14 protein-coding genes and 2 pseudogenes are annotated in these 14,484 nt (G+C 66.5%); 7 read left to right on the top strand and 9 right to left on the bottom strand.

The features are described from left to right. Positions 1-792: 792 nt before the first annotated feature. The 3 genes and pseudogenes from PHA84_RS19515 to PHA84_RS19505 form a co-directional block, all read right to left on the bottom strand. Positions 793-2,418 (bottom strand): glycosyltransferase 87 family protein, encoded by a 1,626-nt coding sequence (locus tag PHA84_RS19515; RefSeq protein ID WP_270889812.1) that lies wholly within the window; start codon positions 2,416-2,418, stop codon positions 793-795. 1,553 nt (positions 2,419-3,971) lie between these two features. After that, positions 3,972-4,196, bottom strand: coding sequence for a hypothetical protein (locus PHA84_RS19510; RefSeq protein WP_270889811.1), 225 nt, complete (start codon positions 4,194-4,196; stop codon positions 3,972-3,974). A gap of 113 nt (positions 4,197-4,309) precedes the next feature. Then, positions 4,310-4,567 (bottom strand): annotated as a pseudogene (locus PHA84_RS19505) (recombinase family protein); the annotation flags it as partial. 281 nt (positions 4,568-4,848) lie between these two features. On the opposite strand from PHA84_RS19505, the gene PHA84_RS19500 reads away from it, so the two are divergent. Together PHA84_RS19500 and PHA84_RS19495 are read left to right on the top strand one after the other, a co-directional pair. After that, entirely contained in the window at positions 4,849-5,190 is a 342-nt protein-coding gene (locus tag PHA84_RS19500) for a thioredoxin family protein (RefSeq protein ID WP_270889810.1), read from the top strand. After that, positions 5,187-5,393 (top strand): hypothetical protein, encoded by a 207-nt coding sequence (locus PHA84_RS19495; RefSeq protein WP_270889809.1) that lies wholly within the window; start codon positions 5,187-5,189, stop codon positions 5,391-5,393. The genes PHA84_RS19500 and PHA84_RS19495 overlap by 4 nt, the downstream gene beginning before the upstream one ends. 96 nt (positions 5,394-5,489) lie before the next feature. On the opposite strand, the gene PHA84_RS19490 is transcribed toward PHA84_RS19495, so the two are convergent. The 5 genes and pseudogenes from PHA84_RS19490 to PHA84_RS19470 all read right to left on the bottom strand — a co-directional run bounded on the left by PHA84_RS19490 (position 5,490) and on the right by PHA84_RS19470 (position 8,345). Continuing rightward, positions 5,490-5,807, bottom strand: a complete 318-nt coding sequence (locus tag PHA84_RS19490; RefSeq protein ID WP_270889808.1) for a hypothetical protein — start codon at positions 5,805-5,807, stop codon at positions 5,490-5,492. A 138-nt stretch (positions 5,808-5,945) separates the two neighbouring features. After that, entirely contained in the window at positions 5,946-6,191 is a 246-nt protein-coding gene (locus tag PHA84_RS19485) for a hypothetical protein (RefSeq protein WP_270889807.1), read from the bottom strand. Continuing rightward, positions 6,188-6,463 carry a hypothetical protein gene (locus PHA84_RS19480; protein WP_270889806.1) on the bottom strand — a complete coding sequence of 92 codons (276 nt, stop codon included), beginning with the start codon at positions 6,461-6,463 and terminating at the stop codon, positions 6,188-6,190. Before PHA84_RS19480 ends, PHA84_RS19485 begins: the two co-directional genes overlap by 4 nt. Positions 6,464-6,646: 183 nt before the next feature. Then, positions 6,647-8,054 (bottom strand): annotated as a pseudogene (locus PHA84_RS19475) (IS1380 family transposase). 78 nt (positions 8,055-8,132) lie between these two features. Beyond that, on the bottom strand, positions 8,133-8,345 hold the full coding sequence (locus PHA84_RS19470) for a hypothetical protein (RefSeq protein ID WP_270889805.1): 213 nt from the start codon (positions 8,343-8,345) through the stop codon (positions 8,133-8,135). 98 nt (positions 8,346-8,443) lie between these two features. On the opposite strand from PHA84_RS19470, the gene PHA84_RS20895 reads away from it, so the two are divergent. Then, on the top strand, positions 8,444-8,971 hold the full coding sequence (locus PHA84_RS20895; RefSeq protein ID WP_442952946.1) for a bifunctional DNA primase/polymerase: 528 nt from the start codon (positions 8,444-8,446) through the stop codon (positions 8,969-8,971). A 61-nt stretch (positions 8,972-9,032) separates the two neighbouring features. Further along, positions 9,033-10,100 (top strand): zinc-binding dehydrogenase, encoded by a 1,068-nt coding sequence (locus PHA84_RS19460; protein WP_270889816.1) that lies wholly within the window; start codon positions 9,033-9,035, stop codon positions 10,098-10,100. Between the two features lie 588 nt (positions 10,101-10,688). On the opposite strand, the gene PHA84_RS19455 is transcribed toward PHA84_RS19460, so the two are convergent. After that, on the bottom strand, positions 10,689-10,940 hold the full coding sequence (locus PHA84_RS19455; RefSeq protein ID WP_270889803.1) for a hypothetical protein: 252 nt from the start codon (positions 10,938-10,940) through the stop codon (positions 10,689-10,691). Between the two features lie 127 nt (positions 10,941-11,067). Here PHA84_RS19455 and PHA84_RS19450 point away from each other — a divergent pair, with 127 nt between their 5' ends. From PHA84_RS19450 to PHA84_RS19440, 3 genes are all read left to right on the top strand, one after another. Continuing rightward, positions 11,068-11,613, top strand: a complete 546-nt coding sequence (locus PHA84_RS19450) for a SigE family RNA polymerase sigma factor (RefSeq protein ID WP_270889802.1) — start codon at positions 11,068-11,070, stop codon at positions 11,611-11,613. Continuing rightward, entirely contained in the window at positions 11,610-12,581 is a 972-nt protein-coding gene (locus PHA84_RS19445; RefSeq protein ID WP_270889801.1) for a hypothetical protein, read from the top strand. Before PHA84_RS19450 ends, PHA84_RS19445 begins: the two co-directional genes overlap by 4 nt. Positions 12,582-12,926: 345 nt before the next feature. Further along, positions 12,927-14,252 carry a molybdopterin-dependent oxidoreductase gene (locus PHA84_RS19440; protein WP_270889800.1) on the top strand — a complete coding sequence of 442 codons (1,326 nt, stop codon included), beginning with the start codon at positions 12,927-12,929 and terminating at the stop codon, positions 14,250-14,252. The last annotated feature ends 232 nt before the right edge of the window (positions 14,253-14,484 follow it).

Genomic DNA, 14,484 nt, shown 5'->3' with positions numbered 1-14,484 from the left:
ATCGGTGGGACTCCTTCGGATGAGTACTTGGCCGTACACACCGAAGATCCCGCCGATGGCCCCTACAGTTCCGGAGCTCCGCCGATCACTCCCAAAGTCCACCACTGGGCGGGACGCTCACGCGAAGGGGTCCGACCTAAGCCGTCGTTGCCACCCACATGCGACGACAGAGCCCCCTGAACCTGCCGCTGTCGCGGAATGCCCAGCAGGAGCATGAACAAGCCCCGTGACCGCGGTCGCGGCTACGAAGCGGGCCCTGCGACTGGGATGTTCCTGCGGCGATGAAGGCGCGCGTTGTGGGTGCCATGGCGTATGCGATTCTGTGCCGGCCGATGGCCATGGTTTCCCCCAAAGCTCAGGATCGCCGGCTATGTCAAGTGGCCCCAACCATTGTGGGCCTTCGCCACCAGCGCGACGAAGGGTCATCTGTACTGGGCCACTTCGTTCGTCTGGTGTAGTCCCGTTCGAGTGCTGCTCGTCCCAGGACCGGGACCAGTTCTTCAGGCCACTCCTCGCTGCGGCAGCTGCACGCTACGGTGATGATCGGCGCGAGCTGCGTCTCGTCGGCGGCGAGTGACGACCGCGCCTCAGCCAGGGCGCTCGGGAGGAGACGCCATGCTGGCCGCGCCGGTGTCATCGACGAAGGGGTTGCGAGCGTCGCAGAGCAACCCGGGAGGCACTTAAGCGCACCGATAAGACGACTTATGACGCAGTAAGGATCATTCGGCAATTAAGCCCTTACGGTCATCAAAGCTGCTGCCTGCCCAGCTTTGCAATTAAAGACGGGGATCCTCAGGATCTGTTCACCGCCCATAACTGCAGCAAGCCGATTTGGCCGGCGCTCTTGAAGCGGCTCAAGAACGCGCTGCGGGTCGCTGGAGTCCAAGTTTCCCAGTCTTGGTACTTCAAATTCAGGATCACCGCGTCACTCCGAACAAGCTCCTCTTGGACGTGGCGTTGCCACGCAGGGGCAGTCAGCTTTGAGACCGTCTTCCCCTCTCCGCCCCCTACGCGATGCTCCTCGAGAAAGAGTCCGAACAAGTCGACCTGATAGCGGCAGCGGTGATCTATGTTCCGGCTTTCCTCGTCCGCGATGATTGCGACCGTGGATGACGTAAATACACATCGGTGTCCATGAGCGAACGAACGCAGTGCGGAATTATCCACGGCGCCCTCCTGGCCTCTGTGCGCACCAATAGCAATGCTGGAAGCAAGAAACAGCAGAAGAACCGTAATAGTCAGTGCGCTTGCAAAGCGCAACTGCATGCCATTGTGGAGCAACTGCAGCCCATGCCCCGCGGCGAATCCGCAGAGGACCGCGAAGCTTGCGGCCGCGAAGGCCGGATAGTGTGTGCCGTAGTAGTTGGAGGCCAAAAGCAGCTCGACGAGTTGGATACACAAGACGCTAAACCAGAGCAAGCCCCAGGGCAAGGTCCGTACAAGTAGGACGATGCTCACGAGAGCCGCCGCGATGACCAGAAAGACCACTCCCGCCGGCACCACATTATCCAGGTGGGACGACGCCCCGGCGAACGGGAGCAACCGATCGACGATTGATTGTTCGGCAGACGGGACGTTGTTCCTGGATACCTGATCTAGTATGACCATGCTCCACATCTGGCGAGGCGCGATCATAAAGAAGGGGCCGAGCACCGCCACAAGGGACAAAGCACAGCCGACTGCAAACCGGCGTGCCTCTCGGAACCCGTACGTCCGGAATAGCCAGACAACAAGTACGACTAGCACAGGGGCTGGCCATAGCTTGAAGCTTACTGAGGCACCCATCAGTAGTCCGGCAACGGTGATCCGTCTTGGCGAGGGGTCCTTTCCCGTCAGAAGCCCGGCTGCTAGGAGAAGCAGCAGGTTCAGGATTGGCTCAAGAAACACTGTGGTCTCGGCGCTGGCGGCCGGCCACCAAACGGCGTACAGTAATCCGCCAACCGCGCCCGCAACGGCTCTTTGCCGTCCGGCAATCCACGTCACAAGGGCCGCGTTCACGGCTCCGACAGCTATAAGGAGGAGCCGGGCAGCTGCGAAAGCATTGCCGTCACCAATGAAGTGGCCCAGAGCTGCAAGTGGAGCCATCGCCACTGCTATCCCGGGCGGGTGAACCAGGACGAAGTCACGATATGGTAGCTGGCCGGCTACAAGATGCTGTGCCGCAGCGAAATAAACGCCATCGTCATACATCTCGCTCTCGTCTGCCAGGGCAGAGGTCCAGAGAAGCGGCGCTAGCCGGACCAGGACCGCCAGCAAAAAGACGGCAAGAATCAGCAACCACCTTTGCCGAGAAGCGATGCTGAGGGACTGTGAGAACCTACCCCTAAAACGGCCCAGACGCTGAGCGGTTGTCTTCGCGTCGTTGCCGATGCTGTTGATCTGCTGCTTGAGTTGGGCAAGTTGGTACGTTAACGACACAACTCACCCTAGGGAAGGGAGATCATGTCGGCGTACCCTGCCGTCGGCACAGCCACGAGCACCAGGCCACTGCACACTGCAGCCAGAGTGGTTCGGACCATCATGGTGGCGTACATATGACCCTCCTTTGTGCGGCGTGCGGGGACTTGGCGCCAGTAACCGACGGTCCTCCACGCCAGCGCCATGCACTTCCGGCACAAGTCGTAGATGTGGCTCGGGACCACTGTGCGGATGTGACCGCGCGCGCGACAACGTCCATCCAACACGTCTTGGGGGCGGCCGACTACGACCCAGATGTAGGGATCGACACGCGAACGACGATCTGCGGATGCTTGAGCAGTCCGGGTGGACAGCGCTGATGGGGGCGTCGTAGGCGTTGCTGATGTTGACCAGGATGGTGCCATCGACGGTGGGTGGCGAAGGCCCGGCCGCCCAGCCCCGAGAGGTTGGTCAGGCGGATCCAGGCCACTGTGTGGGAGCGGCGACGGCTAGGGAGGGGGAAGAGGCGTTAGCATCTCTGCCGCGTCCAGGACCTTGATCGCGACTAATGCGGGGTCGTTCCTGTAGGTCTTGCGGCTGGCCGCCCTGCGAGCCGCGCGAGCCACCTCTTGCAGCGCATGGACGGTGATCGGTCCAGCCCCGACGGTCTGCGCTGCGCACCAAGAGCGAATTCGGTCCTCGTTGTTAACCCCCCGAGCGCCGGCGAACCGGCCCACTTACAAGGGAGACTGGATTCGGCCTTCGTCGTAACCAAATCGCTTGCTCGCGCCCTCGAGGATCTGGCTGCGGACATCGGTGTTGTTGAGCATCGCGTACCCGCGATTGCCGCGAGGGTCGGCAACTGTTCCCATGACATGCTCCGCGACCACTCCTCGTGAGCCGAAGAATGACTTAACGCTGGCCAGCACGAGGAGATCTTGTCTGGCTTCGACCAAGTCGACCTCGAAGCCATGTGTCTAGGTCTCGATATACTCGACCTTGGCCGTGGGGCGCGTTACGGGAAACTTGACAACTTCGGAGACGACGAATCCTTCGTCCTCTAGCGCCAGAGCCACGAAGGATTCCAAAGCCTCCATGGCTCAAGGGGTCCGGGTGGCAGATGATTCGGCCTCCACGATGGCAATCTGGGAGGACCCTTCACACACCGCTCACGACCCCCGCGGGGTGCGATGGACGATGCGCTGGAGGGTCCCTCAGCGAGCGAGCGGCCCTCATACACAACTGCTCGATCCCGCGTGGGGGTAGATCGCCGAGAGCCCGGCTCGCCCCTAACGCACTGCATCGTCGACGCTTGAGGCGCCGTTAGTGGAGCCCATCTCCTGGCCCGCGGCATTGACCCAAGCGACGCCCTACTCGCTCATGGAACGACGCTAGTGCACAACGCTCCGAGGCGCGTGGGATGCGGCACAATCTTCCGCCGCGTCTTTGAGGCCCGCCACCGCCCCAGATCGGAGCTCACGACCTGCCCGGCACTCGTCCGTGAGGGGTCGGGGCAGGGCTAGTCCTCGCTCGCGGGGGGTCCCGCCGGCCGAGCACCCGCCCAAGCGGCATGGTCAAGTTCGGGAGCTTGTGCAGCGGAAGGCAAGGCGCGCTCCGAGACTGCCTGACGAGCTAGCGGTCTCGCGGAAGCGCAAGCCCCCTATACCCCTGCGGCCTGTCCGCGAGGGGAAGGGGCTGCTCGACGTTGTCGGCTTGCTGAGGGCTCTGTAGAGGGAGGCGCGGCCGACCCCAACCACTCGAGTGATCGTCGCCGCGTCGTGCTGACCGCTCTCGTACATGGTCCGTGCGGCCGCCAGCTTCTCGGTGGTCCAAACCGTAGGGCGACCCCGGTCCGGCCTCGGTCCCTGGCGGCGGCCAGGCCGGCGGTGGTCCGCTCCCGCATCAGGTCGCGCTCGAACTCCGCGAGGGCGCCAAAGACATGGAAGATCAGCCGCCCGCCCGGAGTGAAGGTGTCCATGTTCTCGGTGAGGCTGCGCAGGGCGACGCCTTGAACCTCCAGCACTTGCACGGTGTCGATGAGGTGCCGCAGGCTTCGCCCCAGCCGGTCCACCCGCCACACGACGACGGTGTCCCGCGGCCGCATGTGTGCCAGGAGAGCATCAAGTGCCGGGCGCTGCTCGAGCCTGCCCGACGCCTTGTCGACGTAGATGCGGGCGCAGCCTGCGCCTCGCAGGGCATCGGTCTGCAGGGCCTCCAGCAGGACGCCCCGCCAGCGGTGGGGTGGCGGGGCGTCTCAGAACCGCTCGTTATAGAGACAGAGCCAGGACCGCCAAGCGACAGAGATTTATCGGTCGACGCTGGATGAGGTCTTGCGGGACGCGCGAGTTGCCGGTGTCTCGTTCGTAGTCGTGGCCGAGTCGGCCGGTGGCCAGGAGCCGCGTGCTCCTCTTTGGGGCGCTCGTTCGGCTCGCGCGGCGTGGATGATGAAGCATGAGCGAACTGCCCGCAGAGTTGCGCGGACCGGTGGCGCTCGCCCTGGGGAGGGCCGAGGAAGCCATTCCTAGTGCTCGGTCGAGGCAAGGCGCGCCAAATCGCGAATCCCGTTTGGCTCAACGCCCGCGTGGCGGTGAGTCCGTGCGTCACGTCGTGGTGGAGGCGTCTGAGCAGGCCGAGCGCTTGGGGTTCATGGGCTCGCCGACGATCATGGTCGACGGGAAGGATCCGTTCGCAACAGGTGCCGAGCAGCCGGCCTGGGCCTGCCGAGTGTCCATGACTCCTGACGGGCTGGCTGGCTCGCCAACCGTGGAACAACTTGTGGAGGTTTTGTCATGAAGCGGCTCCTCGGCTGGTTGGCGGTGCTCTACGTGAGCGCCGCGGTCGTCGGCTTGGTGCGGGAGCGGATGGGGCTGATGGCCTGTGGCTGCGCGGAGGACTGCTGGTGCAAGCGACCGGGGCTGAGTCTGTTCCGTTGGGTGTTCCCCCGGGGACACAAGAGCTCGTGGACGGGCGGACCCAAGCCACCGGAGGTGGTCTGAGCCGCGCGGCTCTGGTGTGGGAGGTGAGCAGGTGTATGGGTCCGACGTCGAGTTGCCTGAGTTACTCAGCGCACTAGTGCTTCAGACTGTTGCCGGCTACTCCAGCCACGTACCCACGGCGAATACGAACGCCACCCCCGCCACCATGACGGGCAGCGCTCGCAACTGAAGTCTCGCAAGACGGATTGCGCCCAGCAGTGCCGTCCCAGCCAATGACGCGGCAGCGCCTGTCATCATGAATGCGGACAAGTCCCAGGCTGGCCCGAAGCCATAACTCTGGGAGAGCCCGAAGGTGATGAGCCCAGTCGCCAGGGTGAGCAACAGCGCTACGCCTGCACAGACGAGAGCGCCGGCGAGCGCTGCGGGCGGCGGAGCGCCGCTGGCCTCGGTCGACTGATTGCCGTGTACGCCCACGCATCGCTCCTCGAAGGCCACCCTGAACGGCTACCGTAGCCGAAAGTAGGTGATCGACGGCTTCGTTTCCCGCCTTTGGAAAGTCGCTCCGGTGCAAGTACGCCGGTGCACGCCGTGCGGGGCGCGCACCGGCCCGCCTCAACCGCTCCACCCGACCCGCGTCCGTAGCGCCGGCTCGGGGACGGACCCGGTCAGCACCCCCGGACTTCGGTGCTCGCCCAGGGTCACCAGGTGTGCCAGCGGCCCGAGGTCGTCGGGTCCAGGATCGGCTCCGGCGACCAGCTGAGTTTGGACCGTGCGCAGAACAATCTCACGCTGGGCCGGGCCAATCGCGGACAAGGCCTCGACGTGCGCCGCCTCCAACGCGTCCGCAGGCGTAGTCATAGAGGCAACGCGCGTCCGCGTGCACCAAGACCCTGCCCGAGCAGGCGCTGGCATACAGTTGAGCCGCGACAGTGGCAGCGCACGACTATACGCATCAGCGTGAGCGGGGGGTGATGCGTTTCGATTTCGTAGGTGCCGGCCTCGGTGGCCGCGAGGTCCATCGTGAGGAGCTGTCCGGCTTTCAGCTCCTTCTCGACCTCGAACCCGTGGGCGTGGAGCTCGTCGTCGTGGTCGCTGGTGACGATGAGCCGCACCGTGCGGCCAAGCGCCACGCGGACGTCGCCCGGGCGGGGGTCACGGTCTTGCCCTTAACCTGGATCCACCGACGGACCCTGCGTCGTCGGTGCTGCTGGGCTGAGAGTGGGAGCTGGGGTCTGAGGGCATGGGTGGGTTCCTGGCCCTGGCTGTCAGGTTGTTCCACGTGGGTCTGCGGTCGCGCCGTTTCGGCTGGGTGGTCAGGTCGCGGTGAGCGCGGTGGGTGGCCCGCTGCCGTGGGTGAACAGCTGGGTCCAGGCGGCTTGCCACGGCCAGTCCTGGGGCAGGTGCAGGACGATTCGTCGGGCGGAGGACGCCACGCGGGCCGGGATCGCGATCAGCTTGCGCCGGACGGTGGCGGTGGTCGCCTTGGCCAGGTCGGTGCCGGTAAGCGCGGCGGCGGCGCGGGTGAGGTTGAACGCGATCACGGCCAGGACGAGCCAGGCGGCGTTGGCGGTGAACTTCCCGGACGGCAGGTGGGCCAGGGCGGAGTTCTTCAGGTCGGCGTGGACCTGTTCGATGATGGCGTGGCCGCGGTGGGTCTTGTCCGCGGCCACGGTGTCCAGGTCGTCGGGGTCGGTGGTGGTGAAGAAGGCGTGGAACCGCCAGGTGTCGAACAGCGCGTCCTGACCATGCCTGCGGCGCGGGTTCAGGTCCGGGATGCGGCGCACCACGAGCCGTCCGTGCACCTGCTCGCTGGCCTTCTTGGAGCTGAAGGCGGTGAAGGGAATCTCGGCGACCTCGGCCCGCGAGACCCACGTGCCGGTCTGTTCGTCGAAGACCGCGTCGGGGTACTCGATGGGCGTCCACGCGTCGTCGCTGATGGCAGCGATCGCCTTCTTGACCCTGGGGTCCAGGCGCACGGTGACCGACACGTCGGCGCCGACGCGGACCGCAGCACCGACGGTCGCGGCGCCGTAGAACGCGGAGTCGGCGCGCAGCAGCGGCTTCACGCCTGAGCGGGTGGGCAGGTTGCCGAGAGTCTTCAGCGCGTCGGCGACCAGCCGTTTAGCCCCGCGTGGGGAGCCACACGATCCCTTGCGCAGCCGCTGGGCCACGATCACCGGCGCTGCCGGTCATGCTGACCGTGGCGAGTAGCGCGTTCAGGCCCCGCACCCCGAAGTAGCCGAACCCGGCGCCCTGCTTGGCGTACCCGTGGACCTCGATGATCGTGTCGTCGATATCGACCAGCACCCGCCCACCCGTACCGTCGCCGACGACCTGCGGGGCTTGGACGGCCAGTGCGGTCAGGAACCGGGACGCGACCGCGTCGAGCTGGCGGACGTGGCCGAAGCTGAACGCGCGCAGGAACGAGCCCAGCGTCGAGGGCGCGTAGGCGTTCGTGAACACCCGACCCATCCCGCCGTGGCGCAGCAGGGCCAGGTCGTCGATGCTGTCAGCGCCGGCGAGCATCCCGGCGACCAGCGAGGCCACCTTCAACCCGGCGTTCGCGCCCTTGTCCGTCGGGACGCTCAGGTGCTCATCGGCCAGGTCCCGCAGCCCAGCGGCGTCGGCCAGGGCAAGCACCGGGACCAGCCCAGCCGACGACACCAGGTTCGGATCATCGAACACCGCGACCGTCGCTGCGCGGGTGTGAGAGAGTTTCACCTCAGAGATGCCCTTCCGGGTTGGTGTGATCGGACCGTCGCAAGTCCCAATCTCCCAGCACGGCAGGGCATCTCATCGTTACGGCACGCTCACACCCCCGAGATCATCGGTGGATCGAGGCTTAATGCTGACCCGGATCACCGTCACGGCAGGCGACGTCGAGGACGGTGCGGAGGTGGGGCTCCCGCTCGGGGTCGTGGAGGTGCCTGCGGAGATGGTGCCGGTCGAGCACCCTGCCACCGTCAGGGCTATGGCCAGGATGGCGGCTGCCCGGGTAGGGGGTCGGGTCACGGTTGCTCCTTGCGGCGTCCTCGCAGGCGTGTTGCGGCTCCCGCCGCTAGGACGACGATCAGCAGGAGCGCCAGGATGCCCCACCAGGGCCAGGGCTGATGGTGGCCTGTGTGGGCGGCCGCAGGCGACGCCCCTTCGACGGCCACCGACGGCGAGGTGGAGGACGTGGCGGTTGTGCTGCTCGTGGGCGTGGTGCTCTTGCCCGCGGCAGATGCGACGATGGTGAGCTGAACCGGGGACGCATGTTCGCCAACGGCCCTTGCAACATCGGCATCGCGTGCAGGCCCTCCGGTCTGCTGGTTGTGGACGAGGACGGGGTGCGGAACCTCGCCGCGTATGCGGGTCCTTTGGGCCTTGAGGTGTCGTCGACCAGGGTCAGCAAGACCGGCAGGGGGGCCCATCTGCTGTTTCGGCATGACCATGACGCCGACCCGGTCGGCAACACCGAGGGGTTGCTGGCCGACTTCGACGTGAACATCCGCGGTGCCGGCGTCCATGGCACAGCTGACCCCGCCAGCCCGGACCGCCATCACCGCGGCCAGCACCCCACACGAGGTGATCGACACCGCAGCGATCCGCACGGCATAGTTCACAACACCACAGGGGCATCACGTGGAACGCGTTAACACCACCTCGCAGGACTTCATCTTCGAGGCCGACACAATCGACGAAGGAGTCGCTGTGGGAATGATGCAGGCAGTGGTCAGCCACGGTCCGGAGAAATACGCCCTTGAAACCGTGCCCGTGCCAATCGTCGGCGCCGGCGAGGCCTTGGTGCAGGTCGAGGCAGTCGGCATCTGCGCGAGTGACCTGAAGTGCTACCACGGTGCCGCAAAGTTTTGGGGTGACGAGTCCAGACCGGCCTGGGCTGAGACGGAAGTCATCCCTGGCCACGAGTTCGTCGGCCGTGTCGTCGAGATCGACGACGTCGCGGCCGCCCGCTGGGACGTCGGCGTCGGCGATCGCGTCACGTCCGAGCAGATCGTGCCGTGCTGGAACTGCCACTACTGCAAGCGCGGCCTCTACTGGATGTGCGGCCCTCACGACATCTATGGGTTCAAGCGGCGCACGCCTGGCGCCATGGCCGAGTTCATGGTCTTCCCGGCCGATGCTCTCGTGCACAAGATCTCGAGTGACCTCGATGCGGCACATGCGGCGTTCGTCGAGCCTCTAAGTTGCGCCCTCCACGCTGTCGAGCGGGGTTGTATCACCTTCGAAGACGTCGTCGTCGTCGCGGGCTGCGGACCGATCGGACTCGGAATGGTCGCCGGGGCCGCCGCGAAGTCAGCTGCGATGGTGATCGCTCTCGACTCGGTCGACCACAAGCTCGACCTCGCCCGTCGGTGCGGGGCGACCCACACCTTCAACATCGGTCGCGAGGATGCTGTCACCGCAGTCCGGGAACTAACAGGGGGCCTAGGAGCCGATGTCTACCTGGAAGCGAGTGGCCACCCGAGCGCGGTCATCCAGGGCCTCAATCTGCTGCGCAAGCTCGGCCGCTTCGTGGAATATAGCGTTTTCGGCTCGGACGTCACGGTGGACTGGACGATCATCAGCGACGACAAGGAGCTGGACGTCCTCGGCGCCCACCTGGGGCCGCACTGCTGGCCGTCTGCCGCCCGACTGATTGAGTCCGGCCGCCTCCCGATGGCTGACATCGTGACTCACCAGCTCCCGCTGGCGGACTTCCAGAGGGGCCTTGACCTCGTGGGCGACGGCTCATCCTCCATCAAGGTCGCCCTGATCCCGGGCTGACCGCTCATCACCTCACGCCACCGGGGCAGCACGACTCACTGTGAGGCCTCGCGATCGGCAACGTGCCCGCAATTGACAATTTGGTCGTCCTGAGAAAAGCCAATTGCTCCGTCAGCTGAATGCTGGGAGCAAAGCGTCCGTCACCGGTGGCACTACATGGTGACCTCACGGGTACGACCACCGCCCTTGGCGGCGCCCTCGTCGCCACATCGTATGCCCTGCGCCGATAGGTTCCGCGCCGATAAGACAGCAGCCTTATGTCGCTGTAAGGCTCATGAGACGAGGGATCTCCAGCCTGCCCTAGGACGGCCCGCCGGTCAGCTCGCGATGTAGACAGCGATGGTTTCCGGGCGCACGCCGTCGTACTTCATTGCCGCCGCGCCGGCGTCGCTCTCCAGCATGGCGTGGAAGGCGACCACGTCAGCGACGTCCGCACTCGGCCCGACCTGGTTGGGCCTGGTCGGTCGACGAAGGTACGAAGGTCGGTCGCGACCGAGGCGAAGACCTCCGCGCGGTTGGACGAGGCGAGCCAGTGGGCGACTTCGTCGACTTCGTGGGTGGCGATCAGTGTGGGCATGCCGTCTCCGATCAGTGCTGTTGCGGAAGCCAGAGGGGTGCGGCGACGCCATTGCCTGACAGGTCGTCGCAGCGCACGATCTGGCTGCCGATGCGTTCCACCGGACAGGCGGTGCGCGTCGCCGTCGGCAGGCGTGGGCCGGGGTCTTGCCGGGCCATCGCGGGCGAGGGGGACCCGAGGGCGAAGATGATGGCGGCCGCGAGCACCGGGGCGTGCAACGACGAACGACGGATGTGACTGTGTCGCAACGTGATTGGAGTCATGTGCAGTAGTCGCCCGTGAGAGTCAAAGGTTGACGCCAGGGCGGGGGCAGTAAGAAGTGCTGACCAGTGTCAACCTCCGGGCTTCAGCGGCGACTCTTACACGGGAGACTGTTGCGAGGAGGCCGACGTGAGCGGTGGACAAGAGTCAGCGGTGGTACTGCCTCTTGCGACCCACCGGTCCCGGGACGATGTCATCGAGCTCCTCTTCCGCGAGCACTTCGCCAGCATGGTCCGCCTGGCCTATTGCCTGCTCGGCGAGCGGGAAGCGGCCGAGGACGCCGTGCAGGAGGCCTTCGTGTCCCTCCACCTCAACTGGGACAAGCTGAGGGACCATGGCGCCGTCCTGGCCTATGTCCGATCGGCGGTCTTCAACCAGTGTCGGTCGCGGCAGCGTCGACTGATCCGGGGCCGCAAGGCAATCGCCTACCTCGGCGCACCAGAGGCGGTCGTCAGCTCAGAGGACACTGCCATCAGCCTGGATGAGGTCCACCGTCTGGGTCTGGCCATCCGCGGTCTGCCGGCTCGCCAGCGAGGGGTGCTCGTCTGCCGGTTCCTGCTGGGAATGAGCGAGGCCGAGACTGCTGCGGAGCTTTCCATGAGCGTAGGAAGCGTGAAGCAGCACACCCACCGGGCGCGTGCTGCCCTTCAAGTTGTGATGGGAGAGGGCCGATGACCGTGCACGAGCATGACATCGAGCGGGCGCTGGCGCTCATGGCGGACGACGTCCCGGTCACGCAAGGGGACGTGGACCGGGCCTTCGCGGCGCTCGAGCGCAAGTACGTGCGGGCCGCTCGCCGCAGGCGCGGCGAGCGCCTCGTCGCCGCCTGCGCCGCGGCCGTCCTGCTCATCGTCGGGGGCGCGGCGGGTTTCCGCGCCTTGGGCGACCGGGATCGCGGCCGCCCGGAGCCTGCGGGGCCACCGACCACCTCCCGGACGTCCGTGATCTCGGCCGGCGAGATGGTCGGCGCGTGGCTGATGCACGCTGACTGGCTCTCCCCGGAGCCTGTCAAGTGGACCTTCAACGCGGACGGGTCCGGTGGCTACACCGACAGCGCCAACACGCCGGACGTCCCATTCCAGTACAGCCTGAGCGCTCGAAGCCTTGGTGCGCGTGACGCCACCGGTTGCAACTTCTCCTATCACCTCACCGGGTACACCCAGGGCACGCTCACCGCGTCGGTCAACGACCATTGCAGGAACACGGGCCCGGGGATCTCGCTGGTCCGGCTGTCGCCGGCATCCCCAGCAGGGATGGCCATCGCGATGCCCTCCATGGCTGGGGCCGGCCCGGCTCGACGCATCGGCCAGGTCGCCGGCGTCTGGCTCATGCCCGGCACGGGCATGATGCTGGCGATCGAGGCACGCGACGCGGCTCACGCCACCTACCGGCTGGACGACCAGGGTCGGCTCGACCGGGGTCCGCGCGACTCCGGTGTGGCCACGATGGCCCCAGACGGCACGCTGACCTTGGACAGCTCCGGAGCGCCGCCCTCAGGGTGCACGGCAGCCCAAGGGACGCGGATTGTGCTCCGCGGCATCAGCGTCAAGGCTGGCAAGGGGCTCGTGGCCGGCGGTGGCCTGACGTCAACCTGCCCGCGCGTAGCCCTCCAGCCGCGATGGATCATGGTGAGTCGCCACTAGCTGGGGAGACTGCTGCGGTGAGCAGTCGTCGCACGGGAAACCCCTGGGCGCCAGCCACGAACACAGAGCGCTCCCCGACGATCCTCAGGGCAGGAGCTTATGAGGCCGTCCTCACGCGAAGCCTCGTAGGCCCCCCATCCCAAAGCGAACGGGCGCCATCTGATGGAACCGGAGACATCTCCGGAGGTCTTACCTTGAAACGGTGGCCGGGGAGCGGACCGCCGGCGTCGCAACGATGTCGAGGGAACTAGATACAGCGAGGGAACTAGATACAGCCAGGGTCGCGCTCACCGTGCGGCCGCGCCTAACCGGCGTGAACGTCGAGGGTTTGGAAAGGGAGTCATCATGGTCACACGGTCGATCAGTCGCCGCGATGTTCTGGCGGGCGGCTCGGCAGCCGCAGGGATCTCGGTGCTGCAGATCTCGGGGGCAGCGCAGGCTCTCGGTGTGGACAGCGCCGACTCGATGCCCTGGTTGCGCACCCCGGGCGACCCACCCGAGACCTACCCTGGCGACCCGAACGCGGAGGTGATCCTCTGGGAGGATCAGCCACCACCCTTCCCGCCGGGCCAGGGCGTTGGCAACCAACTCGTCTGGGAGGAACTGGCCACGCGCCTGACCCCAGCTGATGACTTCTTCTTCGTCAGCCACTACGGCGTCCCGGTGATCGACCCCACCGCATGGCGACTCGGCGTCCACGGGCTGGTCGCCCGTCCCCGCTCGCTGTCGCTCGCCAACCTGAGGTCATGTCCTCGCAAGCGAGTGGAGTTCGCCCTGGAGTGCTCTGGCAACACCGCATTCCCCGTCTTCACCGGCGCGGTGGGCAACGCCGTGTGGGGCGGCGCCGCGCTGGCACCGGTCCTAAGGAGCGCGGGGCCGCTCGGGTCCGCCGCGGAGGTCGTGTTCTGGGGCACCGACTCCGGCACCGTGACGGTTCGCGACAACTCGGGCATCCTCAGCCCCGGCACCACGGGCGGCGGGACACCGGACCCCGACATCCCCGGTCGCTGGGACATCACCATCACCGAGCAGTTCGCCCGCAGCATGAGCATGGACGCCGCGATGGCGGCGGGCAACCTCCTTTGCTACGAGATGAACGGCGAGCCGCTACCCGTCGAGCACGGCTTCCCCGTGCGCCTCATCGCGCCCGGCTGGTACGGCGTGGCGAACGTGAAGTGGCTCTCACGCATCGAGGTGATCGACCACCGGTTCGCCGGAAGGTTCATGGCACGGGACTACGTCACCTTCCGGGAGCAAACCGACGCGGCAGGAAAGGTGACGTGGACCTTCCAGACGGTGGGCCCATACCGACTGAAGTCGGCACCGGCCAAGGTCACCCGCAGCGCCAAGGAGACCGAGAGCAGGTATCGGGTCGTCGGAGTCGCCTGGGGTGGAGCCATCGAGCGGGTCGAGGTCTCCATCGACGGCGGCCCGTGGCGCCAGGCGGACGTGGTCAAGGCCGGCCCCCATGGCGGCCCGTCGCAGGGTTTGGCGTGGAAGTTCTGGACCTACGACTGGGGCCAAGCCCACAGCGGGCGCCACACCGTGGCCTCTCGCGCGATCGACACCCACGGAGCGATACAGCCGGCACCGGATGACCCGAACATCACCAATCGGCGGACGTACTGGGAAGCCAACCAGCAAATCACCCGTACGATCGTCCTCCCCTGAGCCACCTCGCCAACCCAACCCGGCTCACCGCTCCCCTGCCCACCCAGGTCCGGACCTTGACCCGCGCTGCCGGTGAGAGCCCAATCCCTGAACGTTGCCCGGATCCATGCGCACGCATCGCGGGCGGCCGGGTCGAACGAGTCGTCCAGGTCCCGACAGGAACGGGCTCTCGCGCCGCAGCAGGGCGCGACGCGCCCACCCGACGGCTTGGCACGGATCGTGGTCGAGCAGG

The sequence above is a fragment of the Pedococcus sp. 5OH_020 genome (genome assembly GCF_027812955.1).
GTDB lineage: Bacteria > Actinomycetota > Actinomycetes > Actinomycetales > Dermatophilaceae > Pedococcus.
Note: the sequence above shows the minus strand (reverse complement) of the source record. Positions and strands in the feature narration are given on the sequence as shown.